Annotated in this window: 20 protein-coding genes; 11 read left to right on the top strand and 9 right to left on the bottom strand. The window is 58.1% G+C overall.

Annotated features, from left to right (window positions below; all coding sequences use genetic code 11):
• Positions 1-60: 60 nt before the first annotated feature.
• A complete protein-coding gene (locus GHN92_RS22010; RefSeq protein ID WP_256666543.1) occupies positions 61-651 on the bottom strand; it encodes a BcsE family c-di-GMP-binding protein in 591 nt (196 codons plus the stop codon).
• A gap of 517 nt (positions 652-1,168) precedes the next feature.
• Here GHN92_RS22010 and GHN92_RS22005 point away from each other — a divergent pair.
• Positions 1,169-1,405: a YdcH family protein gene (locus GHN92_RS22005; protein WP_095000197.1), complete on the top strand. Its 237-nt coding sequence runs from the start codon at positions 1,169-1,171 to the stop codon at positions 1,403-1,405.
• 26 nt (positions 1,406-1,431) lie between these two features.
• Entirely contained in the window at positions 1,432-1,728 is a 297-nt protein-coding gene (locus GHN92_RS22000) for a putative quinol monooxygenase (protein WP_095000198.1), read from the top strand.
• A gap of 66 nt (positions 1,729-1,794) precedes the next feature.
• Here GHN92_RS22000 and GHN92_RS21995 read toward each other — a convergent pair whose 3' ends face one another.
• Entirely contained in the window at positions 1,795-3,567 is a 1,773-nt protein-coding gene (locus tag GHN92_RS21995; protein WP_095024656.1) for an acyl-CoA dehydrogenase C-terminal domain-containing protein, read from the bottom strand.
• Positions 3,568-3,706: 139 nt separating this feature from the next.
• Positions 3,707-5,329: an acyl-CoA synthetase gene (locus GHN92_RS21990; protein ID WP_095000200.1), complete on the bottom strand. Its 1,623-nt coding sequence runs from the start codon at positions 5,327-5,329 to the stop codon at positions 3,707-3,709.
• 180 nt (positions 5,330-5,509) lie between these two features.
• Here GHN92_RS21990 and GHN92_RS21985 point away from each other — a divergent pair, with 180 nt between their 5' ends.
• Both GHN92_RS21985 and GHN92_RS21980 read left to right on the top strand, forming a co-directional pair.
• The gene (locus GHN92_RS21985) at positions 5,510-7,315 is read left to right on the top strand and encodes a PAS domain S-box protein (protein ID WP_095026232.1); all 1,806 of its coding nucleotides are present in this window, start codon (positions 5,510-5,512) and stop codon (positions 7,313-7,315) included.
• Positions 7,316-7,317: 2 nt separating this feature from the next.
• The gene (locus tag GHN92_RS21980) at positions 7,318-7,953 is read left to right on the top strand and encodes a response regulator transcription factor (protein ID WP_095000202.1); all 636 of its coding nucleotides are present in this window, start codon (positions 7,318-7,320) and stop codon (positions 7,951-7,953) included.
• On the opposite strand, the gene GHN92_RS21975 is transcribed toward GHN92_RS21980, so the two are convergent.
• Positions 7,940-9,343, bottom strand: coding sequence for a PLP-dependent aminotransferase family protein (locus GHN92_RS21975; RefSeq protein WP_153381112.1), 1,404 nt, complete (start codon positions 9,341-9,343; stop codon positions 7,940-7,942). The genes GHN92_RS21980 and GHN92_RS21975 overlap by 14 nt on opposite strands.
• Positions 9,344-9,472: 129 nt before the next feature.
• Here GHN92_RS21975 and GHN92_RS21970 point away from each other — a divergent pair, with 129 nt between their 5' ends.
• Complete coding sequence (locus GHN92_RS21970; protein WP_095000204.1) at positions 9,473-10,111, top strand: LysE family translocator; 639 nt, start codon at positions 9,473-9,475, stop codon at positions 10,109-10,111.
• A 21-nt stretch (positions 10,112-10,132) separates the two neighbouring features.
• Here GHN92_RS21970 and GHN92_RS21965 read toward each other — a convergent pair whose 3' ends face one another.
• Positions 10,133-10,609, bottom strand: coding sequence for a hemerythrin domain-containing protein (locus tag GHN92_RS21965; RefSeq protein WP_095019143.1), 477 nt, complete (start codon positions 10,607-10,609; stop codon positions 10,133-10,135).
• A gap of 269 nt (positions 10,610-10,878) precedes the next feature.
• Here GHN92_RS21965 and xerC point away from each other — a divergent pair, with 269 nt between their 5' ends.
• Positions 10,879-11,847, top strand: coding sequence for a tyrosine recombinase XerC (xerC, locus tag GHN92_RS21960; protein WP_178110299.1), 969 nt, complete (start codon positions 10,879-10,881; stop codon positions 11,845-11,847).
• 83 nt (positions 11,848-11,930) lie between these two features.
• Positions 11,931-12,128, top strand: coding sequence for a PLDc N-terminal domain-containing protein (locus GHN92_RS21955; protein ID WP_095000205.1), 198 nt, complete (start codon positions 11,931-11,933; stop codon positions 12,126-12,128).
• 3 nt (positions 12,129-12,131) lie between these two features.
• Here the strand turns inward: GHN92_RS21955 and GHN92_RS21950 are convergent, their stop codons facing one another.
• Both GHN92_RS21950 and GHN92_RS21945 read right to left on the bottom strand, forming a co-directional pair.
• Entirely contained in the window at positions 12,132-13,220 is a 1,089-nt protein-coding gene (locus GHN92_RS21950; protein WP_095023382.1) for a polyamine ABC transporter substrate-binding protein, read from the bottom strand.
• A gap of 50 nt (positions 13,221-13,270) precedes the next feature.
• Positions 13,271-14,572, bottom strand: a complete 1,302-nt coding sequence (locus GHN92_RS21945; RefSeq protein WP_095023383.1) for an FAD-binding oxidoreductase — start codon at positions 14,570-14,572, stop codon at positions 13,271-13,273.
• A 156-nt stretch (positions 14,573-14,728) separates the two neighbouring features.
• Here GHN92_RS21945 and GHN92_RS21940 point away from each other — a divergent pair, with 156 nt between their 5' ends.
• Together GHN92_RS21940 and GHN92_RS21935 are read left to right on the top strand one after the other, a co-directional pair.
• Positions 14,729-15,625: a LysR family transcriptional regulator gene (locus GHN92_RS21940; protein ID WP_153381110.1), complete on the top strand. Its 897-nt coding sequence runs from the start codon at positions 14,729-14,731 to the stop codon at positions 15,623-15,625.
• Positions 15,626-15,886: 261 nt separating this feature from the next.
• On the top strand, positions 15,887-17,452 hold the full coding sequence (locus GHN92_RS21935; RefSeq protein WP_153381108.1) for a TerC family protein: 1,566 nt from the start codon (positions 15,887-15,889) through the stop codon (positions 17,450-17,452).
• 329 nt (positions 17,453-17,781) lie between these two features.
• Here GHN92_RS21935 and GHN92_RS21930 read toward each other — a convergent pair whose 3' ends face one another.
• Together GHN92_RS21930 and GHN92_RS21925 are read right to left on the bottom strand one after the other, a co-directional pair.
• Entirely contained in the window at positions 17,782-20,202 is a 2,421-nt protein-coding gene (locus GHN92_RS21930) for a glucose/quinate/shikimate family membrane-bound PQQ-dependent dehydrogenase (protein WP_138737977.1), read from the bottom strand.
• 276 nt (positions 20,203-20,478) lie between these two features.
• Complete coding sequence (locus GHN92_RS21925; RefSeq protein ID WP_095019149.1) at positions 20,479-20,961, bottom strand: cupin domain-containing protein; 483 nt, start codon at positions 20,959-20,961, stop codon at positions 20,479-20,481.
• A 182-nt stretch (positions 20,962-21,143) separates the two neighbouring features.
• Between GHN92_RS21925 and GHN92_RS21920 the strand changes: the two genes are divergently transcribed.
• Together GHN92_RS21920 and yidD are read left to right on the top strand one after the other, a co-directional pair.
• A complete protein-coding gene (locus GHN92_RS21920; RefSeq protein WP_138737978.1) occupies positions 21,144-22,709 on the top strand; it encodes an alkaline phosphatase in 1,566 nt (521 codons plus the stop codon).
• Between the two features lie 699 nt (positions 22,710-23,408).
• Complete coding sequence (gene yidD, locus GHN92_RS21915) at positions 23,409-23,615, top strand: membrane protein insertion efficiency factor YidD (RefSeq protein WP_198417386.1); 207 nt, start codon at positions 23,409-23,411, stop codon at positions 23,613-23,615.
• Positions 23,616-24,301 lie beyond the last annotated feature (686 nt).

Raw genomic sequence — 24,301 nt, 5'->3', positions numbered from 1 at the left:
CAACAAGTTTTGCGGCGATGGTCTCATTGGCCTGCGCTATGCGGTGCTTGCGACAATACTTTACGTACAGAGCCTAACGCCCAGATCGCTGTGCCAAAAGTGCAACTGATAGCGCAGGTCGCCGTTGTAGCGGTACAAGCGACTTAAACCGGAGAGGGTTTGATTGAGTTGCAGCAACTGCGCATGCAGCAGCGCTGCCTCGCCATGGGTAATCACCAGCAATGTGGCGTTGCGCTCCAGCAGCCAGGAACGCATGCGCTCGAACCAACGTTGCAAGTGGACCGCTGTGGTGGTCTCAGCCCAACTGTTGGCAGGCAGCACCAGCAGGATCTGGCTTGAAGGGGCGGTACCGGCACGCGCAAGGTCGCGGTTCAACGTGGCCAGCCCAGGCACGATGACTCTTGGTGCGATCTCGAACAGCTTGAGTTTTTCCGGCCCGCGATCGGGCGCCATGTCGTTGACCAGGCCTTGTGCGTAGCCGGTGCTGGCAATCAAGGTTGCCGGCACGCTTTCGGGTATGTTTTCAAGAAATTGCCGAGCAAGCAGTTTTGCGTCAGCGGAGTGATCGACCGTGACCCAATACAAGCCGCCTGCGCGCAACACAATGTGTTGATCCGGCAATCCGCCTATGGCCAAACTGATATGAACCAAGCGTAACGTCCCCCAAGGATGAACAGGTGTTAAGGCGTTCGGGTACTGCCAGCCATCACCTGTCTATTTCTTTAGGTGTCAATAGAATGACTGTCAACATTTAACCCGTTACGTCTCAGTTGTTTCTTCTTGTACTGTGTGCTGTGCATCATTTATGACAAGCGTAGTACTACACTCGAATGAGTGTAAGAAAGCGCGTACTTTATCATCTGAAACATCTGGTTGAGTGGCTTGAGACTGAGGATCGTCAAAAAAATAACGGCAATATGATTGTAGTCATTAAATTGGCTACTCTCCTGGAAAGGCTGATATTCGAGGGCTCCGCACCTCAGGCCAAGGTATTTGTAGGTAACGCTCGCGAGAAAACCGGCTAAAGGGAGAGGAAAGTACGCGCCCGGCTTTCTGAGAGTCCCATTGCGTGCTATTGCTTACGCGGGTTCATTGTGAACAGAGCCATTGTGATCAGGTTCGCCCTCAGAACCTGAACCTGCCACTGAAATAGCCATGAGGTGCAGATATGCCAGTCAAGCACGACTTGTTACAGGACTTGGGGCTCACTAAAGAGGCCGTCAGCAAGTTTCGCAGCGAAAACCCGCATCTGAATCAGCTGTTTGTACAGTACGGCGAAAAAGATGCCGAGGTCGTTGAAGCTGAAGCCAATGACGCCATAGGCGTCCCTGATGATGTACTGCGCACGCTCAAGGAGCAGCGCTTGCAGATCAAGGATAAAATCGCGCAGATCCTCAGCGCTTAAGTCACCGCAAGCTGCAGGAAGTAGATATGTCCCGAATCATCAAAATTGTTGCCACATTGCGTGCCAAACCTGGTCATGGCAAAACTGTCGAGCAGGCACTGCGCGCCTGTGTCGAAGGCTCACGGGCCGAACCGGGCTGCCGTTTCTATGACTTGCACGTGGATCGTACCGACCCCGAGCGTTTTGTCTTTATTGAAGGTTGGGCGGACATGGAGGCGATCGAGCATCATAAAACCACCCCGCACTACCAGGCGATGGCCCAGGCCGTGGGCGATCTATTGGCGCATCGCGAAGTGTTGTTGCTGGACGAACTGAGCGTTTAGGCCCGGTTCAAGTGCGCAACAGCCTGCGGCGGCCCTGAACAGGCCGCCGTTTTTATTGGCGGGCGTTTAAAAATGTGCGGCATCGATCTCGAACAGTGATTCGCTGCCAGCCCGTATTCCGTGCTCCAGGCTCAGTGTGCGAGGCAACAAGCGGGAGAAATAGAACTGTGCGGTCGCCAGCTTGGTGTCATAAAACCCGGGGTCGGTACTCCGCGAGCGCTGCGCCACATCGGCCATGCGTGCCCATAGCCAGGCATACGCCACATAACCGAACAGGTGCAGATATTCGACACAGGCGGCGCCTGTTTCATTGGGGTTGGCCCTGGCCCGTGCCTGCAGCCAGTCACTGACGTCCTCAAGACGCTGCACTGCGTCCAGCAGTTCGCTGGCATAAGGCTTGCCGGGCCGGGTCGCGAAGTCACGGATGTGTGCGGTAAACAGGCGCAGGCTTGCACCGCCATTGGCGATCACTTTTCGGCCCAGCAAATCCAGCGCCTGGATGCCGTTGGTGCCTTCATAAATCTGCGCAATGCGCACATCGCGAACCAGCTGTTCCTGGCCCCATTCGCGGATATAGCCATGACCACCAAAGACTTGCTGGCCCAGCACGCAACTGTCGAAACCGGTATCGGTAAAGAAGGCCTTGGCCACTGGGGTCAGCAAGGCTACCAGCGCAGTGGCTTGCTGCTGCTCCTGCGGCTCGGTAGAGAACTTGGCCAGATCCAGTTGTTGGCCCACATAGCTGGCAAATGCCCGTCCACCTTCGGTCATGGCCTTCATGCTCAGCAACATGCGTCGCACATCGGGGTGGACGATAATCGGGTCGGCAATCTTCTCCGGTGCCACGGCTCCGGTCGGGGCACGACTTTGCAGGCGCTCGCGGGCATAGGTGCGGGCATTCTGGTAGGAGGCCTCGGCGCAGCCAATGCCCTGGATGCCGATCGACAGACGCTCGTAGTTCATCATGGTAAACATCGCGGCCAGGCCCTTGTTGGCTTCACCGATCAACCATCCCTGTGCGCCGTCAAAGTTGATCACGCAGGTTGCCGAAGCCTTGATCCCCATCTTGTGCTCGATGGAGCCGCAGCTCACCGCATTGCCTTGTCCGAGTGAACCATCGTCATTTACCAGCACCTTGGGAACCAGAAACAACGAAATGCCCCTGGGCCCTGCTGGCGCATCCGGCAGCTTGGCCAGCACCAGATGGATGATGTTTGCGGTCAGGTCCTGATCGCCGCCGGTGATGAATATCTTGCTGCCGCTGAGGCTGAAACTGCCGTCAGACTGCGGTTCGGCGCGGGTGCGGATAATCCCCAGATCGGTGCCGGAATGGGCCTCGGTCAGGCACATGGAACCGGCCCAGCGGCCTTCGTACATCGGTGGCAGGTAACGGCTTTTGAGGGGTTCGCTGGCGTGGGCATCGATGGCAAGGCAAGCACCGCTGGTTAGCGCCGAATAAAGGGCAAAACTGGAGTTTGCGCCGTAGAGCATTTCTTCAAATTGCACGGCGAGCATTTTCGGCATGCCCAGGCCGCCAAATTCAGGATTGCCCGACAGGCCTACCCAGCCGCCTTCGATGTAGGTGTTGTAGGCTGACTTGAAGCCTTCAGGTGTGGTGACCTGGCCCGCCAGCCAGTGTGCGCCTTCTTCGTCGCCACTGCGGTTGAGCGGGGCGATCAGTTGGCCGGTGACCTTGGCGGCTTCCTCAAGTATGGCGTCGGCGGTATCGGCGTCGACGTGGTCGGCCAGGGCTGGCAGCCTGGCCCAGAGTGCGGGGGCTTCGAAGACTTCGTGCAGGACAAAGCGCATATCGCGCAGGGGGGCGTTGAATTCAGGCATGAAAAACCTCGTTTTTTGCAGCTGAAGGCATTCTGTGGGAGCGGGCTTGCTCGCGATTTGGGCGCCGCGGCCTGTCTGGGTAACCGAGGCGACACCTTCGCGAGCAAGCTCGCTCCCACAGTGGGTCTATAGGGGGCAGTTACAGTGCTTTGGCCATATCACGCAGCACGAACTTCTGGATCTTGCCCGTGGAGGTCTTGGGCAGCAGGGTGAACACCACCGTACGCGGCACTTTGAACCCGGCCAGGTGATCGCGGCAAAAGGCAATGATCTCGGCCTCGCGCACCTGCTGATGATCGGCCTTGAGAGTGATAAAGGCGCAAGGCGTTTCACCCCACTTTTCACAGGGCCGCGCCACCACGGCCGCCTCCATGACGCCCGGGTGTCGGTAGAGCACACCCTCGACCTCGATGGTGGAAATGTTCTCGCCACCGGAAATGATAATGTCCTTGAGCCGGTCGCGAATTTCGACGTAGCCGTCCGGGTGGCACACGGCAAGGTCACCGGTGTGGAACCAGCCGCCTTCGAAGGCTTCGGCCGTGGCGCTGGGATTCTTCAGATAGCCCTTCATTACCGTATTGCCGCGCATGAAAATCTCGCCCATGGTCTCGCCGTCACGGGGCGTCGGTACCAGGGTTTTCGGGTCGGCCACCATCACGCCTTCCAGCGTCGGGTAGCGCACGCCCTGGCGGGACTTGATCTGCGCGCGTTCGGCCAGAGGCTGCGCATCCCACTTTTCATGCCAGGCACAAATCGTCACCGGACCATACACCTCGGTCAGGCCATAGACGTGGGTGACCTTGATGCCCATTTCTTCCACGGCACCAATCACCTTGGCCGGTGGCGCAGCACCTGCGACCATCGCATGCACCGGGTGGTCGATGGCAGCCTTGGCGGACTCGGGCATATTGACCAGGGCGTTGAGCACAATCGGTGCACCACACAGATGGGTGACCTGATGCTCGCGAATCAACGTGAGGATCTTTTGCGGGTCAACCCGGCGCAGGAACACATGCACGCCAGCCAGCGCGGTGATGATCCATGGGTAGCACCAGCCGTTACAGTGGAACATCGGCAAGGTCCACAAATACACCGGGTGATTGCCGATGGCCCAGACCATCTGGTTGCCCAGGGAATTGAGGTAAGCACCGCGATGGTGATACACCACGCCCTTGGGGTTGCCGGTGGTGCCGGAGGTGTAATTGAGGGCAATGGCCTGCCATTCATCTGCGGGCCATTGCCAATCAAACTCGGGATCGCCTTCGGCCAGCAGCGCTTCATAGTCCAACTGGCTGACCGGCTGGCCTTCACCGTATTCGGGGTCATCCACATCAATGATCAGCGGCGGGTGATCGAGCATGGCCACGGCCGCATGCACTACGTCATGGAACTCGCGATCGGCAATCAGCACCTTGGCTTCGCCGTGGGCGAGCATAAAGGCGATGGCTTCAGCATCGAGGCGAACATTGAGGGCATTGAGCACCGCGCCGATCATGGGCACGGCAAAGTGCGCTTCAAGCATCGCCGGGATATTGGGCAGCATCACCGCTACCGTATCGCCCTGGCCAATCCCGCGCCCGGCCAGGGCACAAGCCAGGCGGCGGCAACGACTGTAGGTCTGCGCCCAGGTGCGGCGGATGGCGCCGTGAATCACGGCAGGGTAATCGGGGTAGACGCTGGCTGTACGTTCGATAAAACTCAGCGGAGACAGGGCAATATGGTTTACGGCAGTCGGCTCAAGGCCGTGCTCAAAAATCGACATGAAGGTCATTCCGGTGGCTGATTGTTAGCTCTATGGCTGCCTGCTCTGCCGATGGCGAGCGGGTCAGTTTTATGTCCGGTCTGACTTATAGCTCACTCCGGGTTTGATATGGAAGTAATACCTAAGCAATATAGTAGTTGTACTATATAAAGAAAAATTCGCTCAAGTCCTGGATGCCCAATGCCGATCGCGCTGCTTCCCCATGACCCTCAACCCTCTGTAGTGCTTGATAGAGACGGCTTGGCGCTGGCAGCCAACGACGCACTGATCCGCCTGCTGGCGGGCAAGGCGTTGAGCCAGGCGCGCGCTCTGTTGCCGGGCAATCTGCCGGAGCTGGTACGCGCCTGCCTCAAGCAGGGCAGAGCCATCGAGCAGGTAGAGGCGCAAAGTGCTCAGCAGGTCTGGCTCTGGACGCTTATTCCCGACCCCGACAGCCAGTGTGTGCTGGCCCGCGGGCGTGAAGCGAGTACAGAACTGCTGGCCGGGCGAGAGGCGGCCAAAGCCCGACGCCTGTACCGGCTGATTACCGAAAACACCACGGACCTTATCTCGCGCCATACGCCTGACGGGCGTTTTCTGGATGCCTCGCCGGCGTCCTGGACCCTGCTTGGCTACTGGCCCGAAACGCTGCGCGGGACCCTGGCCCAGCGCCTGTTTCATGCTCACGACCTGAAGCTGGCGCTGCGTCAGGCCCGTGATGCCCTGCAACTCGACGGCTATCACACCATGACCTACCGCATTCGCCATCAGGCAGGGCATTACCTGTGGTTTGAAACAGCCAGCCGGGCAATTCGTGAAACCTACACCGGGGCGGTCGTCGAAGTGGTCAGTGTGTCGCGGGATATCACGGCCCGCGTCCAGGCTGAAGAGAACAAGCGGCGTCTGGCTGAAGTGGTGGAAGCCAACCCTGATCCGGTGCTGTTTATCGACCCGGCTGGCGGGGTGTCGTACCTCAACCCGGCGGCACGGCGTCTGCTGGGTCTGCTGCCTGCAGAAGGCATGCCCGCATTGGCTGATTTTTTGACCGCGCAAGTCTTGGCTACCCTGGAGAGCAACGGCTGGCACAGTGCAGAGGCGCAGGGTTTGTGGAGTCACGAGACCCGTTTGTTGCCCTTGAATGGCGAGCCTTCGGTGCCGGTGTCGTTACTGCTGCTGGCTCATCGCTCGACTGCCGGAGAGCGGTTTTTCTCGCTGGTGGCACGGGATATGCGCGAGCGTGAACTGCGCGAAGCCCAGCAGCGCCATCATCAGGATGAAATGGCCCATACCGCGCGCCTGGTCACACTGGGCGAACTGGCATCGGGGATTGCCCACGAAATCAATCAACCGCTGGCGGCAGTGGTCAATTACGCCAATGCCAGCCAACGTTACCTGCAAAGCCTGGACAGTAATCCTGCCGCAGTCGAGCGTGTGGCCCAGGGACTGGAGCGGATCAACCTGCATGCCAATCACGCCGCGCAAGTGATCAAGCGCCTGCGCGGTTTTTTGCGCAAGGGCCGGCGTAACCTGCAAGCGCTGGATATCAGTGAGGTGGCGCGCCAGGCCGTCAGCCTGTGTGCCTGGGAGGCCGGGGAACGAAATGTCACTATCGAGCTGCAGTTGCCGGAGTCCCTGCCATGGGTATACGCCGACCGGGTGTTGCTGGAGCAGGTGCTGCTCAACCTGTTGCGCAATGCCATAGATGCAAACAACGAGCAATTACCGGGTCAGCTTTCGCGGATCATCCTGCAGGCTCAAACCCTTGATGGCGCCACCCTGCAAATCAGCGTGCAGGATCAGGGGCCGGGGGTAAGCGCCGGGGAGCTTGAGCAGTTGTTCACACCGTTTTACACCAGCAAGGCAGAAGGTCTCGGGCTGGGTTTGTCGATGAGCCGCAGCATCGTCGAAGGCTTTGGCGGTGAACTCAATGCCCGACCACAAACCAGCGGCTTGCTGATGTGCTGCTGCCTGCCATTGATGGCTTCACTCAACACGACAAGAGAGTAACGATGACAACCCAAACCCGGCCTGTGGTGTATGTGGTGGATGACGATCAGGGCATGCTCGACTCGACGGTCTGGTTGCTCGAGTCCGTGGGCCTCAATGCGCTGGCGTTTACAAGCGGGCAGGCCTTTCTTGACGCTTGCGACCCGACCCTGTGTGCCTGTGTGGTACTGGATATCCGCATGCCGGCCATGGGCGGCCTGAATGTTCAGCAGGCATTGCGTGAACGAGGGATCAGGATGCCGGTGATCTTTGTCAGCGGGCATGCCGATGTGCCCATTGTGGTACGGGCTTTCAAGGCCGGTGCCCATGATTTTATCGAGAAGCCCTATAACCAGCAGTTGTTGCTCGACAGCGTACAGCAGGCCCTGAGTGGCGATACCGCGCAGCAAAGCGCCAGCCAGGAACAGACCGAACTTGAGGCCCGTCTGCAAAGCCTGACACCGCGTGAGCAAGATGTATTCATGCCTTTGGTCAAGGGCTGCACCACCCGTGAAATTGCCGCGCTGCTGGGGGTGAGTGCCAAGACTATCGACCTGTATCGCTCCCGGGTGATGAAGCGCATGCAGGCCCGGCATTTACCCGATCTGGTGGGCATGGCCATTGCTGCCGGGCTGGTTGATCCGCTCAGGTTGGGTTAGCCAGTAATGCCTCGACGCCAGCCATGACGGCAGGCGTGTCGGTGTGGGCGACGTTGAAGCGCATGCAGCGGCGCAGTTGCGGATCAAAACCGAACAGGATCCCGGGCGCGAGCACCAGGCCACGGGCAAGCGCCTGCTGGGCGAGGGTTTCGCCATCCAGCCCGGCAGGCAATGTGGCCCAGATAAACATGCCGCCGGCGTAGGGCGCGCTCAACCTGAAGCCCAGGCCCTGCAACCAGCCCGAAACCCTTGCACCACTGGCCTGCAGGCCTTGCACCACGCGCTTGCGGTGTTTGTGATAAGTGCCGTCATTGAGCATCGAGCACACCAGTTGCTCAAGCATTTCCGAAGTAATCCCGCCGCACATCAGTTTCATCTGGGTCAGCTCGGCGGCCATCTGCGCAGAGGCCACGACAAAGCTCACCCGCAGGTTGGCACTGAGGGTTTTCGAAAAACCGCTCAGGTAGGTCACTTGCTCCACGCCTGCCAGCGCCACCAGTCGAGGGGGCGGTTCTGGGTGCAGGTCGCCATAAAGATCATCTTCGATAATGGCGCACTCATAACGCTTGGCCAGCTCGAGCAGTCCGTAGGCCTGCCCGGGTGTGAAGGAGTGCCCGGTGGGGTTATGCAGCAGCCCGGTGGTGAGGTAAAGCGTTGGCCGGTGCTGGCTGAACAGGGTTTGCAGCGCTTGCAGATCCAGCCCTTGGGCAGTGCGCTCCACAGTGATCACGCGCACGCCATGCAAGGCCAGGTTGGCGTGAAAATTGAAATAACAGGGCATGTCCAACAGCACGGTATCGCCGGGGCGCACGCGCAAGCGCAGCAGCATGTCGAGCCCCAGCACGGTATTGGCCGTGGTGATGATCTGCTCGACCCCCACATTCAGGCCCTGGCTCAACAGTTTCTGCTGCAAGGCCTGACGCAGCGGCAAATAGCCCGCCGGGTCACCATAACCGGTCAGTCGCAGGGCTGGCGAGCGATTGAGCTGGCGCATGTTGCCACGCAGGGCGCTGGCTTCCAGCCAGCTTTCCGGTAAATGCCCGCTGCCGGGGCGCAGGGCACCGCTGGCACCGGTCAGGGAGCGGCGCAAGACGCTGTGCAAGTCTTGCGGCAGCAGGTCAAGGGCAGTGGCGCGTCCGCTCTGCAGCGTTTTCGTCGCAACAAAGTAGCCCAGGCCCTGACTGGATGTGATTCTGTCCTGCCCGCGCAAGCGATCCAGGGCTTCGATCAGGGTGAATTTGCTGACGCCCCAGTGAGCAGTCATCTCGCGTGCCGAAGGCAGTTTGCTGCCGGGGTTGAGCAGACCCTGATCAATGGCCTGGCTCAAGGCATCAACAATCTGCTGGACCTTGGACAGGCCGGGTTGAAACGCAACGGTAGGTAAGTGCATGCAGGGCCTCGTACTTTACCGGTCATGCTACCAGTAAAGGTCGGTAAAGTTTGTCAGTGCTTGCTCTGCCAATAGCCAGCAGGGCCTGCCTAGACTGCGCGACCGTAATTTCTGGATTCAACCACCGTCATGGCCACGCAACTGACACTCGCTTCATTTCTGTATTTTCTGATGTTTTGCGCCACCATGACCTTCAGCCCCGGGCCCATGACCCTGCTCTTGATGGGGTTCGGCATGCAGCAGGGGCTCAAGCGTTCCATGCCGGTACAACTGGGAGCCAGCGCAGCGTATCTGGTGTCGATTCTTGTATTTGCCGTAGGCTTCGCCGAACTGATCAAGGGCAACCCGTTAATCAGTCGCGGGATCCAGTATGTGGGGGTTACGTACTTGCTGTACCTGGCGTACCGGCAGTGGACCAGCACCGGGTTGAAACTGGACAGTCCCGACACACTGCACAACGATTTTACAGGGCGCTTTGGCAAGGGCCTGCTCACCGGTTTCTCCAACCCGAAAACCATCGTCATGTTCAGCGCCGTATTCCCGCAGTTCGCCGGGCAGGGCAGTGATTCCCGAATGCTGGATCTGGCGGTACTGGGGCTGGCTTTTTTGCTGCTGCAGTTTGCCAGTGGTTGCCTGTATTGTTACTTCGGTCAACGTATTCGCCGGGTGCTGCAAAGCCCGTCGCGACAAGTGTTGTTGCAACGGGCTACAGCCTGCATGTTGCTGGGGGTTGCAGTGATGCTGGCGCGAGGCTTTACCCAGGGCTGAACCTGCCGGGCGCTGGTGCCATCACGCCGCCAGGGGCTTGCTGTTCAGGGACTTTTTGTATTCGGCTTTCATCGCTTCCATCTGTTTTCCCAGCTCATCGAGCACCGCTTTACCGAGCAACTTGCGGGCCTGGGGAAACATCTCGGTTTCTTCCTCTTCGATATGGTGCTCGAGGAGTTCCTTGACCACCTTTGCACGACCGGAGAATTCCAGAGAATCGGGGGCAGTTTTCTTAAGGTCAGGCAATACCAGGGAGTCCACAGTGCGGTGTTCTTCCTTCGCTTCGTGGTACATGACGGCTTGCTCTTTACCACCGGCTTTCTTGAAGACCGGGTAGAGGATTTCCTCTTCAAGGCGGGTGTGGATAGTAATTTCCATTTCCAGTTTGTTGAGCAGTTCAGTGCGTTTTTTCACGGCGCGCTCGGTGGAGTCGCTGAGCTGGCTCAAGATGGCCTTGACTCGTTTGTGGTCTTCCAACAGCAAATCGATGGCATTCATATTCACTCACCTGTCTCTTTCACGGATAGGGATGGGCCTTTATGCATGCGACCCTCAGGGGTGAATATTGCATTAGCTGTACCAACTTGAACGGACGATATAAAATTAATAAAAATCAATTAGTTAAGTTTTAAAGCTGACGTTTCTATTCGTGCAGAATGCATGTATGCCGCGCCCAGGTCATGCAATTCGCGAGTAGGTTGGCGTTAATGCGCTAAACGCGGAAATCCCCGCCGCATGGGGTATATTGCGAACTGTTTCTGCCTGTAATGAGATTGGTTTTGTCTACGATTGACTCCCCGCTACCGCCGCTTTCTTCCTTGGTGTTAAACCCGGTGCAAACGCCTGTGGCGCTTTATCTTCAGCGGCTGGCGCCGTCCAGCCGCCAGACCATGCGTTATGTCTTGCAGGAAGCGGCAGACCGCCTGGGCGCTGAAGACGTGGCGATTGATGAATTCCCCTGGCATCAACTGCAACCGGGGCATATCACCGCACTGGTGGCGGCGTTGCGTGAAGACGGTTACGCGCCAAATACCTCATCGCTCTATGTCAACGCCATTCGCGGCGTGATGAATCAGGCCTGGCAACAAAACCTGATCACTCAGGATCATTTGCTCAAGATACGCGCAGTCAAGGCGGGAGGCGGTTCGCGGCTGGTCAAGGGGCGTAACCTGCGGCGCAATCTGATTCGCGAGCTGATGGACGTCTGTGCCGCAGACCCCCGTCCGCAAGGGCTCAGGGACGCGGCGATCATCGCAATTCTGTATGGCTCGGGGATGCGCAAGTCCGAGTCGGTGAATATGGACCTGTGGCAGGTCGATGTAGAACAGCGCAGCTTGCAGGTGCTGGGCAAGGGCAACAAGGAACTGATCAAGTTTGCACCGGCCTGGGCTTTCGAAAAACTGGAAGAGTGGCTGGCGTTCCGCCGGGCGAACCTGCCGGACGGGGTCAGTGATGACACCTTTTTGTTCAATCGCATCCGCCGCGGCAACCACATCACTCGTGATCGCCTGACCAAACATGCGATCTATTACATCGCCAAGCAGCGGGGCAGGCAGGTAGGGGTCGACATCATGCCCCATGATTTTCGTCGCTCGTTCATTACCCGGGTGATTGAAGAGTACGACGTGTCGATCGCACAGAAGCTGGCGCACCACGCCAACATTGCCACCACCGTCAGCTATGACGTGCGCGATGACAACGAGCGGCGCAATGTGACCGACCGCTTCCTGTTGTAAGCGCAAGGGCTGGCGGTTTTAAGAATTAATGAACCCTCGCGCCATCTCCCCGCCTAACGTTTAACAACCACAGGAGGTCGCGCATGCAAATCGAAACCATATGGGTGGTACTGGCAATTATTCTGGTGCTGCTGGAGCTCTGGGCAATCCGCGGGGTGATGAAAAGCGGGGCACGGTCAAGCAGCCGGCTGATGTGGATTGCCATTATCATCTTCGCGCCGTTGCTGGGCATGCTGGCGTGGCTGGTTGCCGGGCCAAGGCAGCCGAGCACACACCATTGAATATCACGTATTGGTCTTGAGCTTGGTCCACAAACGGGTGCTCAGACGGGCGATTTTGGCCGGCAGGTCTTCCACGGTGAACAGGGTGTCGATCACTTCACTGGACGGGTAGATCGCCGGGTCCTGTTTCACGTCCGGCGCCAGGTACGGGTCTGCCGCCTGGTTGGGGTTGGCGTAGTGGATATGGTTGCTGATAGTGGCAATCACTTGCGGGGTCAGCAGGTAGTTCATGTAGGTGTAGGCATTTTTTTCATGGGGCGCGCTCTTGGGCATGACCACCATGTCCAGCCATAACGTCGAACCTTCCTTTGGGATCGAATACGCAATGTCGATCCCGTTCCCGGCTTCCCGCGCACTTGCCGCAGCCTGTACCACATCACCGTTGAAGCCGATGACCGCACAGATATTGCCGTTGGCCAGATCACTGATGTATTTGGATGCATGAAAATACTGAACATAAGGTCGTATTTTCAGCAGCGCCGCTTCGGCTTTCTTGTAGTCCTCAGGCTCATGACTATGGTGCGGCAAGCCCAGATAGTTGAGAGTGATCGGCAACACTTGCGTCGGATTATCGATAATCGCCACACCGCACTGGCTCAGTTTTTTGATGTTGTTTTCATCGAAAAACAGGCTCCAGGAGCGGGTGACATCCGTGGTACCAAAAATCGCCTTGATCTTCTCGACGTTGTAGCCGATCCCCGCCGTGCCCCACATGTAGGGGTAGCCGTACTGATTGCCGGGATCGTTGGCTTCCAGTTTGTTCATTAACACCGGGTCCAGGTTCTTCCAGTTTGGCAACTGGCTCCTGTCCAGTTTCTGGATGGCACCGGCCTTGATCAGGCGGGACATAAAGTGGTTCGAAGGGCTGACCACGTCATAGCCGGTATTACCGGTCATCAACTTGGATTCCAGCACTTCGTTGCTGTCGTGAATATCGTAGGTCGCCTTGATCCCTGTTTCCTTGGTGAAGGTGGTCAGGGTGTCGTCGGCAATATAGCCGTTCCAGTTGGAAATATTCACGCTCTCGTCGGCGTGGCTGACGGCCGAAAACGCTGCGAGCATGACCGCAAGGGAAACCGGGCTGATGTTCATGTTCAATCACCTTTTCAAGGAGCTTTTATTCTTTTGTGGTGTGAGAGTGTTCAGATTTCTGTTTTGGCTCTGAGGGCTTCCATGCGCATGCGCAGCGCTGCACCGACGTCAAAAAATGGCCGTGGCGGCAACCAGCCCGGCTGCGCTCTGTCCATGACCGACTGCAGCAGGGGCGAGCTGGCGCCACAGGCCAGCTCTGCGAGCAGACGGCCCCACAGCGTGCCGCGAGCAACCCCGGAGCCATTGCAGCCCGCCACGGCATAGATGCCTTCCTCGACCTTGGCAAAGTACGGCTGGCCACTGCGGGTAGCGCTCAGATGGCCGGTCCAGGTGTAGCGGATGTCTTGCTCACCGAGCCCGGGGAAGCGACGTTGCAGGCCCAGTGCATGGTGTTTTCGACGCAGTGACAAGTCACTGCCGGACAAATCGCGCGTACGGTATTCCGCGGTATTGCGGATCATTACCCGCCGATCCGGAGTCAGTCGCACCGTCGCGCCCAGCGGCCTCGTCGACAGCACGCCCCAGGGCTCGACACTGCCGATGGCCTGATACTCCTTGTCGCTCAGGGGGCGGGTGAGGCTGGCGCTGAGCTCCATCGGGAAGGTTGCGCTGTTGTCGATCCCGGCGCGGGGGATAAAGGCATTCAGGCATACCAGTACCTGTGCGGCTTCAATGCTGCCCTGGATACCCTTGGCCCGAATGCGTCCGCCACTCAGGCGTTCAAGCCCGATGATGTCGGTGTTTTCAAAAAGGCTGACATTGGCCGGCAAGGCATCCAGCAGACCCTTGACGTATTTCGCCGGCTGCAACAACGCATTGCCATTGCCGCACCAGATGGCCGCCTGGTAATGGCGGGTGCCGAGTGTCTGCGCCAGTTGCGCGCCTTCCAGAAAGTGTGCAGATGCGCCGACTGCATGCAGGGTCTTGAGCTTGGCCTCAACCTGGGTCAATTTGCCCGGGTCGTTGACGGCGAAGTAGTAACCCGAATCCCGGTACTCGCAGTCGATGCCGTGGCGCGCAATGCGCATGCGTACTTCATCACCGGCCGCCTGGCCGATTGTCGAGTCCACGGCATAGCCGGCAAATCCACCCTTGCCGATCAGCTCGTCATCCGCCGGGTTTTCATGGGCCACCGCGTAACCGGAGTTGCGTGCCGATGCACCTTGGGCTGCACGTTGCCTGTCGACAATCAGAATGCGAGCTTGCGGGTGCAATTGCGCCAGGGAATGGGCCGCACTGAGGCCGGTAATGCCCGCACCGATAATCAACCAGTCGGCTTTCTCGATGCCTTTGAGGTGATCACGGAGGGGGGAGCTTCCTGCCAGGGCAATCCAGCCACATTCATTCTTCACGTTTCACCTCATTTGCCGGTCAGGGGGCTGCCCGGCCTTTGAATACATGCGCTAATTGCATGGCTGGCCGTTGCTGGCGCTGGTTATGAATGGAATTTAGGCGGTACCAAGTGATATAACCAACGCTATTAATTCATTGATTGATGCAAAAAACACATGGATAAGGTTCGTCACGTACCCTCGTTGCAGGGTTTGCAGGCACTGGTAGAGGTGGCTGAATCGGGCAGCTTCACACAGGCGGCGCAGACGCTGTGTCTGACCCAAAGCGCTATCAGCCGGAAAATCCAGCAACTGGAAGCTCACTTTGGTGTGACGTTGTTTGTCAGAACCAGTCGCAGCGTGCGCATGACCGTCGAAGGCGAACAGGTGCTGGCCAGTGCCCGCGGCATTCTTGAACAGTTAAAGCTGCTGGAAGATCGTTTGTCGCCGCAAAAGCGACCGTTCCGTATCCGCATGCATGTATCGCTGGCCGTGCGCTGGTTACTGCCCAAACTCAGTGACTTTTACTTGCAGCACCTGGACATAGCCTTGTCGATTGAAACGGTCGCCACCGAGGTTGTCGAACCGGCCAGCGACAGCGATGCCTACATCCTGTACTTGCCCCGACCCTCCACTGACCCGGCCTGCATGGCTTTATTCGATGAGGCTCTGGTGCCAGTGTGTGCACCCAGCCTGGGGCCGCTGGCGTCGATGGAAGATCTGCTGCGCTTTGCGCTGTTGCATCGCTCGGCCGACCAGCAAGCCTGGCACGACTGGCTAGCCGCCAATGACGGCAAGCCGCTGCACAGCTATCGGCATATCCCGTTCAATCTCGATGAGCTGGCCCTCGATGCTGCCGCGCGTGGCTTGGGGGTGGCGGTCACGGACATGACCCTGGCGGCGGAGTCCATTCAACGCGGGGCACTGGTGATTCCGTTTGGTGAACCGTTGAAAACCGGTGGTAACTATTCGTTGTGCCTGCAACCTGCTGCAGACTTGCATCCGGCGTGTCCGGCGGTGCTGCAATGGTTCGCCAGTCAGGTCGAGCAAGGCGGAGGAGGGAGAACTTGTTAAATTTTGTAATAAGTCCGCTAACAGGAAATGAGTTTAATCGCTGTAGGATTGCATCCCCAATTCACTAAAGGCTTGTATGAACACCCTTCAGGAACCACCCAGTCGCAGTTTTGAATCTGCGCTTGCCCCAGGCTTGATCCTCGCAATCGAGCACGTGTTACCCATTCCCCGCCCTCTATTTTGCGCCAGCACCTCTGCTGATGCGCTTGTCTGTGCGCGCTCGCCGTTAACCCAGCACCTTCGTGAGATTGACTGATACCTATGGAATGGATTGCAGATCCCACGGCCTGGCTCGGCCTGTTGACCCTGATTGTGCTGGAACTGGTACTGGGTATTGATAACCTGGTGTTTATCGCCATCCTCGCCGACAAACTGCCGCCGGAGCAGCGCGACCGTGCCCGGGTCATCGGCCTGACGCTGGCCCTGGTCATGCGCCTGGGCCTGCTGGCCAGCATCTCGTGGATGGTCACGCTGACGCAGCCTTTGTTCGAAGTCTTCGACAAAGCGTTCTCGGGGCGCGACCTGATCATGCTGTTCGGCGGCTTGTTCCTGTTGTTCAAGGCCACGATGGAGTTGCATGAGCGCCTGGAAGGGCATGTGGCCGAGCGCTCATCGGCGCTGGGCTATGCCATGTTCTGGCCGATTGTGGCGCAGATTGTCGTGCTAGACGCGGTGTTTTCCCTGGACGCAGTGATTACCGCGGTAGGCATGGTTGAACATCTGTCGGTGATGATGATCGCCGTGGTGTTCTCGATCGGCCTGATGATCATCGCCAGCAAACCGTTGACCCACTTCGTCAACAGTCACCCTACGGTGATCATGCTGTGCCTGGGCTTCTTGATGATGATCGGCTTCAGCCTGACTGCCGAGGGCCTGGGCTTTCATATCCCGAAAGGTTATCTGTACGCCGCCATCGGCTTCTCGATCCTGATCGAAGTACTCAACCAGATTGCCCGTGCGCGCCGCAAGAAAAGCGTGCAGGGCCTGCGGCCCATGCGCGAGCGCACCGCCCATGCGGTGATGCGCTTGCTTGGCGGACGCACCCTGAGTGCTGATGAAGTGGGCGAAGAGATTGCCGACATGCTTGACGGTGGCAGTCAGCAGAACGTCTTCCATCGACGCGAGCGCGTGATGATCAGTGGCGTATTGCAACTGGCGGAACGGTCGATTCGCACGGTGATGACGCCCCGTGCCGAGATCGATCATATCGATCTGGCTGATTCGGCAGAGACCATCCGTACAAAGCTGATGCATTCATCGTACTCCCGGCTGCCCCTGATCCGGGATGGCCGGGTAGATGAACCCTTGGGCTTTGTGCATAAAAAGGAGCTGCTCAAGGAGCTGCTGGCGGGGCATGAACCGGATCTGGAGGCGATGGCGCGCAAGGCCATCAATCTGCTGGACAGCTTCACGATTCTCAACGCTCTGGAACAGATGCGTAAAGAGTCGACGCACATTGCGTTTGTCATCAACGAGTTCGGTGACTTCATCGGCCTGCTGACCATGACTGACATTCTTGAGTCGATCGCTGGTGAACTGCCGGATGCCAGCGAGATAGAGGGGCCCAATATCGTTGCCCAGGAGGAGGGTTATCTGGTCAGCGGCGCCTTGAACCTGAGCCAGATTCGCCAGCACATCGGTTTTGCAGCCAAGGCCACGGATGACTATCAGACACTTGCAGGTATGGTCATGAGTTTACTGGATCGTCTGCCGATGATTGGCGACAAGCTGACGTGGGAAGGCTGGACCTTGACCGTAGTCGAGGTAGAAGAGCGGAGGGTGACGCGGGTGTTGCTGAGCAAATCCGCTCCCACAGTAAAAAGTTAGCGCGGTCAGTGTGGGAACCGGGCTTGCCCGCGATGCAGGCAACCCGGTCTGTCTGAAGGACCGAGGCGCTACTATCGCGAGCAAGCCCGCTCCCACAGTAAAAGGTTAGCGCGGTCAGTGTGGGAGCCGGGCTTGCCCGCGATGCAGGCAGCCCGGTCTGTCTGAAGGATCGTGGCGCTGCTATCGCGAGCAAGCCCGCTCCCATAGTAAAAAGTTAGCGCGGTCAGTGTGGGAGCCGGGCTTGCCCGCGATGCAGGCAACCCGGTCTGTCTGAAGGATCGAGGCGCTGCTATCGCGAGCAAGCCCGATCCCACAGGGGAGGGCAGTGCTTAGTTGCTGTCAGGCAGTGCGTAAGCGATCACGTAGTCACCGCGATCCGGCGACTGACGGGCACCACCAGCGGTGATCACGATGTATTGCTTGCCGGTTTTAGGCGAAACAAAGGTCATCGGACCGCCCTGGCTGCCAACAGGCAAACGGGCTTTCCAGGCTTCTTCACCGTTGGCCGAGTTAAAAGCGCGCAGGTAGAAGTCTTGAGTGCCAGCGATGAACACCAGGCCACCTTGTGTCGACAGGGTACCGCCCAATGTCGGCATGCCGATCGGCAGTTGCAGACCCATCTTGATCCCCATCGGGCCGGTGTCCTGCACGGTACCGACCGGTACTTGCCAGGCGACCTTCTGAGTCTTCATGTCAATGGCGGTCAGCGTACCGAAAGGCGGGGCCTGGCACGGAATACCGGCTACCGACAGGAAGCGGTTTTTGTTCACCGCATAAGGCGTGCCCTTGAGCGGTACGGCACCCATGCCGGTGTTCAGCGCTTCACCGCCAGAAGAGGCCTTGGCGTCTTTTTGCTGCGGAACCATCTGCACCCACAAGCCCAGGCGCATGTCGTTGACGAAAATAAAGCCGTGTACAGGGTCAGTCGACAGGCTGCCCCAGTTCATGCCACCCAGCGAACCCGGGAAGCTCAACGACACATCAGTGCCCGGCGCGGTGTACAGACCTTCGTAACGCATCTTCTTGAAGGAAATACGGCACAGCATCTGATCAAACGGGGTTGCACCCCACATGTCCGATTCAGTCAGGGTCTGCGCACCAATCTGTGGCATGCCCACGGATTTTGGCTGGGTCAGCGAGTAGGGCTCGTCCGGAATGTTCGAGGCCTTGACCGGTACTTCTTCAACCTTGGTCAGCGGCTGGCCGGTGTGGCGATCGAGGACAAAAATCTGCCCGGCCTTGGTGCCGATCACTACCGCTGGGACCTTGCTGCCGTCCGCTTTGGCGAAGTCGATCAGGCTTGGCTGCATCGGCAGATCGAAGTCCCACAAGTCATTGTGGACGGTCTGATACACCCATTTTTCTTCACCAGTGGTGGCGTTCAGTGCCAGTACCGATGCACCGTACTTGTGGTTCAGCTCGGTACGTTCGACACCATAGATGTCGGTGGACGAGCTGCCCATCGGCAAGAATACGGTGTTCATCAGCGGGTCATAGGACATCGGTGCCCAGCTGTTCGGCGTGCTGCGAACGTAGGTCTTGCCTTCTGCCGGTGCTTGCTTGTCCTGCGGGTTGCCCGGGTCGAAGGCCCAGCGCATGGCGCCGGTCACTACGTCGAAACCACGGATCACGCCACCTGGCATATCGGTCTGGACGTTGTCAGCCACGCGACCGCCAACCACCACCGTGGTACCTGCCATCAACGGTGCCGACGACAACTGGTAGTAGGAGTCGGGCACATTGCCCAGGCCGGCCTTGAGATCAACCTGGCCATTGCTGCCGAAATCCGGGCAGAACTGGCCGGTGTCGGCATCTACCGCGATCAGGCGTGCATCGATGGTATTGGTCAGCAGGCGACGCTGGCACGCCGCGCCCGGGGCAACGGTGACGGCTGCGGCCGGGGTGCTGCCATCGGTGGGTGCTGCGACTGGGGCGCTGGCATCAAAGTACGCCAGGCCACGGCAACGCTGCCAGACGGCGGCCTTGGCATTGATGTTGTTCTTCCACAACTCTTTACCGGTATCGGCGTCCAGCGCGATCAGGTTGTTGTGTGGCGTACAGATAAACACTTTGTCGCCCACTTGCAGCGGGGTCATCTGGTCTTCTGCGCCATTGCCATCACTGATGGCCACATCGCCGGTCTGGTAGGTCCAGGCCGGTACCAGCTTGGACACGTTGCTACGGTTGATCTGATCCAGAGCAGCAAAGCGGCTGCCACCTTCGTCATTGCCGTAGTGTGCCCAGTCTTTCTGGGCTTTGGCCGGGTCAACCTTGGTCAGGCCCGGGCCGTCACCGGTCGGTGCGATCGAGGCGTGAGGCTGGAACATCCCCCAGAAGCCGGCGGCGATGGCCACGGCCAGCACTGCACCCAGCGCATAACCGGCGTTGCCGCTCAGGCCATTGGCCTTGCGCAGCGAAGGGTAAGCCAGCGCCACGACCAGGCTGAGCACCGCCAGGGCAAACAGACGTGAAACCAGCGGCCAGAACACCAGCCCGGCATCCGCCAGGGCCCAGATAACACTGGCGAGCATGATGGCAGCAAACAGCCAGGCACCAGCCAGGCGTCGCTTGAACAGCAACACGGACGAAGCGACCATGCCCAGGCCTGCAAGCAGGAAGTACAGGCTACCACCGAGCGTGGCCAGGTAGCCGCCACCGGCGACATAGAGCAAACCGAAAACCAGCACGCCTAAAGCGGCGACCCAGATGGGCCAACGGCTTGCGGCTGCCGAAGGTTGAGCGTTATTCATTGTGCATGACCCTATTGATGCATGAACGGTTGGGAGGAGGGCATAGCGTTTAACTGTAGCGGCTTGCAAGGCAGGCGCAGACGTGTCGGCGTTTCTGCACGTCGTCGAGGCCTTGAACAGGCCAGGTCGACAGACCGGGAAACGTCCGAAACAGTTATGTACTAAACGGTTAGTTTTATAACTTTAACAAAAACCCGGGCCTGCGACAAATTGTCAGTGTCGAGAGTCCGATAAGAGGGGATGTCAGGGGGAGGGCAAAGGGCGCGCAGATGCCCTTCAGCCATAGGGGCTGCCATCTTTATGGACGAAGTGCCATGTGCCGTCGACTGCCGTCACCGCCTGTATATCGTCTGACGGGTAAGTCACGCTATCTCCGACACTACGGTCGCCTACTTCAAGAACCACGCAGAGGGTGTCAGTTTTATTCTCCAGATGGTGGGCAAGCCCTTTGGCGGGGAAGCCCGCAATCATCCCCGGAGCCAGTTGCACGCTTTCATCACCTCTGAACAAGGTCGGATGACCCTCCAGGACATAGATAAATTCGTCCTGTAATGAGTGCGAGTGATGAAGGGCGGAGAGACTGCCTGGCGGCAGGTGTACAAGGTTGACGCCAAAATTCTTCAAGTTGAACAGATCACCCAGAGGCCGTTTGGTGCGGCCCTGCATCAGGGACGCGAAGGGCTCGGGGTAGTTGCTGGGGCGGGTTCTCTGCGCTGCATCGCAAGCATTGATCGGGCCTTGCTCAGTGGGGCGGATCATGGTGCGTCCCTCAAGATCAACAGCCAAACACAGAGGGGCAGTGCAACCGCCTTGGCAATCTGCACTGCCTGAAAGTGCCATCAGACATCCAGCATAGCCGGCACGTGGCTGTGCTGCTCTGAAACATGGCTGTCATTGGCAGGGGCTTAAATAATGACTCCTTCCACTCGAGAAGATCATCCATGTCACAGTTTCCAGTCCGCCGTCGCAGCCTGATCCAAACGCTTTCTGCGGGACTTGTGTTGCCCAGCCTCGCGCCGGCTATTCTGGCGAATGTCCAGGACAGGCCCCAGATGACAGATGGCGTGCAATCCGGGGATCTACTGGGTGACCGCGCGATGGTCTGGAGCCGTAGTGACCGGCCAGCCAAACTGGTGGTTGAGTGGGACACCACCAGCACTTTTGCTCAGCCCCGGCGCGCCGCTTCGGCGCAGGCACATGCAGGCACTGACTACACCGCCCGGGTGGAACTCAGAGGGCTGCCCGCCGATCAATCCATCTTTTATCGCGCCTGGTTCGAGGACGCCCGCACCGGAACAGCGGGCGAACCGTGGTTCGGGCACCTGCGCAGTGTGCCAGGGCAGCCGCGGGACATTCGTTTTGTATGGAGTGGTGATACGGTCGGTCAAGGGTTCGGCATCAACCCTGACATAGGCGGCATGCGCATCTACGACGCCATGCGTCGACGCTTGCCGGATTTTTTCTTGCACAGTGGCGACACTATCTACGCAGACGGCCCGGTTCCGGCCCAACAGGTCGTGGAAAATGGTCGCGTCTGGCGCAACCTGACCACTGAAGCCAAAAGCCATGTCGCGGTGACTGTCGACGACTTCCGGGGTAACTACCGATACAACCTGATGGACGAGAACGTGCGGCGGTTTAATGCCGAGGTGCCGCAGATATGGCAGTGGGACGACCATGAAACGACCAACAACTGGTCGTCAGGCAAACAGCTTGACTCACGCTATGGCAGTGCCGCCATCAGGGATCTGCTCGGTCCGGCACGGCAAGCCTGGCTCGAGTACTCCCCGATGCGTCCTCAGCCTGGCGATAAGGGCGGTCGCATCTACCGGAGCCTCCCTTATGGACCTTTACTGGAGCTCTTTGTGCTGGACATGCGCAGTTACCGAGGGAGCAATGACGCCAACTTGTCCGCTGTCCCGGGCCCACAGACGGCGTTTCTCGGGCGTACGCAACTCGACTGGCTCAAGCAGGCGCTGGCACATTCAACGGCCCAGTGGAAAGTGATCGCTGCCGATATGCCGCTTAGCCTGGCCGTGGCGGATGGCGAAATGTCGCCCGGAGTACCGCGCTGGGAGGCAATAGCCAACGGCGACAATGGCAAACCGTTGGGACGAGAAATGGAGATTGGCGAGTTACTGGATTTCCTGCGCCAACGACAGGTCCGTGATGTTGTGTGGCTAACTGCCGATGTGCACTACTGTGCAGCTCACCACTATCATCCTGATCGAGCAGCGTTCCAGCAATTTGAGCCGTTCTGGGAATTTGTCGCCGGACCTTTAAATGCGGGCAGTTTTCCGTCTTGTGCTCTGGACATGACCTTTGGCCCGCAGGTGGTCTTCGAGAAGGCACCGACTGAACCGAACATCTCGCCCCTGGCAGGGCTGCAGTTCTTCGGCGAGGTCAACATTGATGCTCGTGACAAGAGTCTCACGGTAACCCTTCGCGACCTGGACGGTGTAGCGGTGTTTGAGCAGCAGTTGAAGCCTTTCGGGCATGAGGTCTAGGCAGGCTTAAGAGTGGAGCCAGTCGTAAATCCGGGCGAGTGGAGGGTAGTCCTGATCCGCTGAGCCTGTCGGAGCGGGCATTTCACCATGCGGCAGTAGCAGTCCGGAGGGGTAAGCAGGGGGAGGATAAATGCTCGAACCGGCTTGATTCGCCGTTGTTCGGTCTGGGCATCAGGTCGATTTGCCAGCCAGGTTTCAGAGGGATACTTACCGGGCGGGACGGGCGTTTTGTTCGGATATTCAAAAACTCCTATTATAACTAAACTAAACAACCATTTAGTATAGTTATAATTATTGGGTATATATGAGCACCCAGAGAGTCAACGCTGTACAAGTCTATGCCTATTCAGTAGAAATTATGAGCTAGATTCCCGCTGTCAAATCGCTACTATTGAGTTCATTTTGCCGGATCTGTATGGCCAGCAAGGTGCAAATCAAGCCCTGACGCAAGGATAGTGCGATGTACGTGTATAAAATGGTCCAAGTTCCGCCGAACATTGAGGTTCAGGCGAACAAACACCGTGGTAATGAGGCCGCTGTCTACTTGGAAACGGTCGTCAATGAGTACGCTTCCGAGGGTTGGGAATTTTACCGAATTGACTCGATTGGTGTGTCAGTTAAGGCCGGTTGCTTTGATGCACTTAAAGGCAAAAAAGATTCTATGGCCAGCTATTACGTCATTTCTTTCCGAAAACCACGGTGATTTCCTGGCTTTCCGTTCGCTCCATTAAGCTCTATCAGCATATCGGGCCTAGCCGACTTAGAGACGCCTGCAGGTTTGAGCCAAGCTGTTCAAATTACGCATTGTTAGCAATCGAAAAGCACGGTGCATTGCGCGGATGGAAGATGGCACTGAACCGTATTCACCGATGCCGTTTCCCAAACGGTGGCAATGATTATCCTTGATGATTGTCTAGTATTCGCTGAGTGCTGGCTTTCCAGGTCATAGCAATAGCTTTGACCTGGTTCAAATTGGCGTTAGCGTTATTGTTCCGTCAGGCTGTTTTTTAACGGTCAGCGTGTCACCCATAACAATGTCGAGTTCGCTGAGCAAACCATCGGGCAACGGCACGATCTTGTCGCCAGTGCCAGTGCCAGTGCCAGTGCCATCGGCAGCGTCTTGGCAGATCACAGTTCAGCGTTGGTTTTCAGTACCTGGTACACGGTTCATGGTTTTGATCCCAAGATGTTCAGAGGTCGATAATGCCAGTCTGCCTGTTGAAAAGCAGCCTCCACTGGCCCTGACATTCCAATACGCTGTTTCGCATAATGTATATTATGTTAAATCATGTTCATGAAGTTCATAAGGTACTGAATCGACGAATCCGCTTTTGACGTCCACTCTCCCAACGGACCATAGACTTCGATGAGGTGGCTGCCGATGAAGCTGATTCACTGCCGCTTTTCTTCAGGTCAGCGTGTTCCGACACGTTCTGTTCATCTACATCCAACTCAAACTCAGGCACCTCGCTTACCATCGGCGGCGGCACATCTGCCTGCGATCCAGGCTTTCTATGAATCGCCCCAGGTTTCCTAGACACTCTCCAGGCTCGCTGCGTAACGCTTTTCAAACTCTACCGGTGACAGCTGAT

Source organism: Pseudomonas sp. FSL R10-2964, assembly GCF_009600035.1.
GTDB classification, from domain to species: Bacteria; Pseudomonadota; Gammaproteobacteria; order Pseudomonadales; family Pseudomonadaceae; genus Aquipseudomonas; species Aquipseudomonas bubulae.
This window is presented reverse-complemented; position numbering and strand designations above follow the sequence as displayed.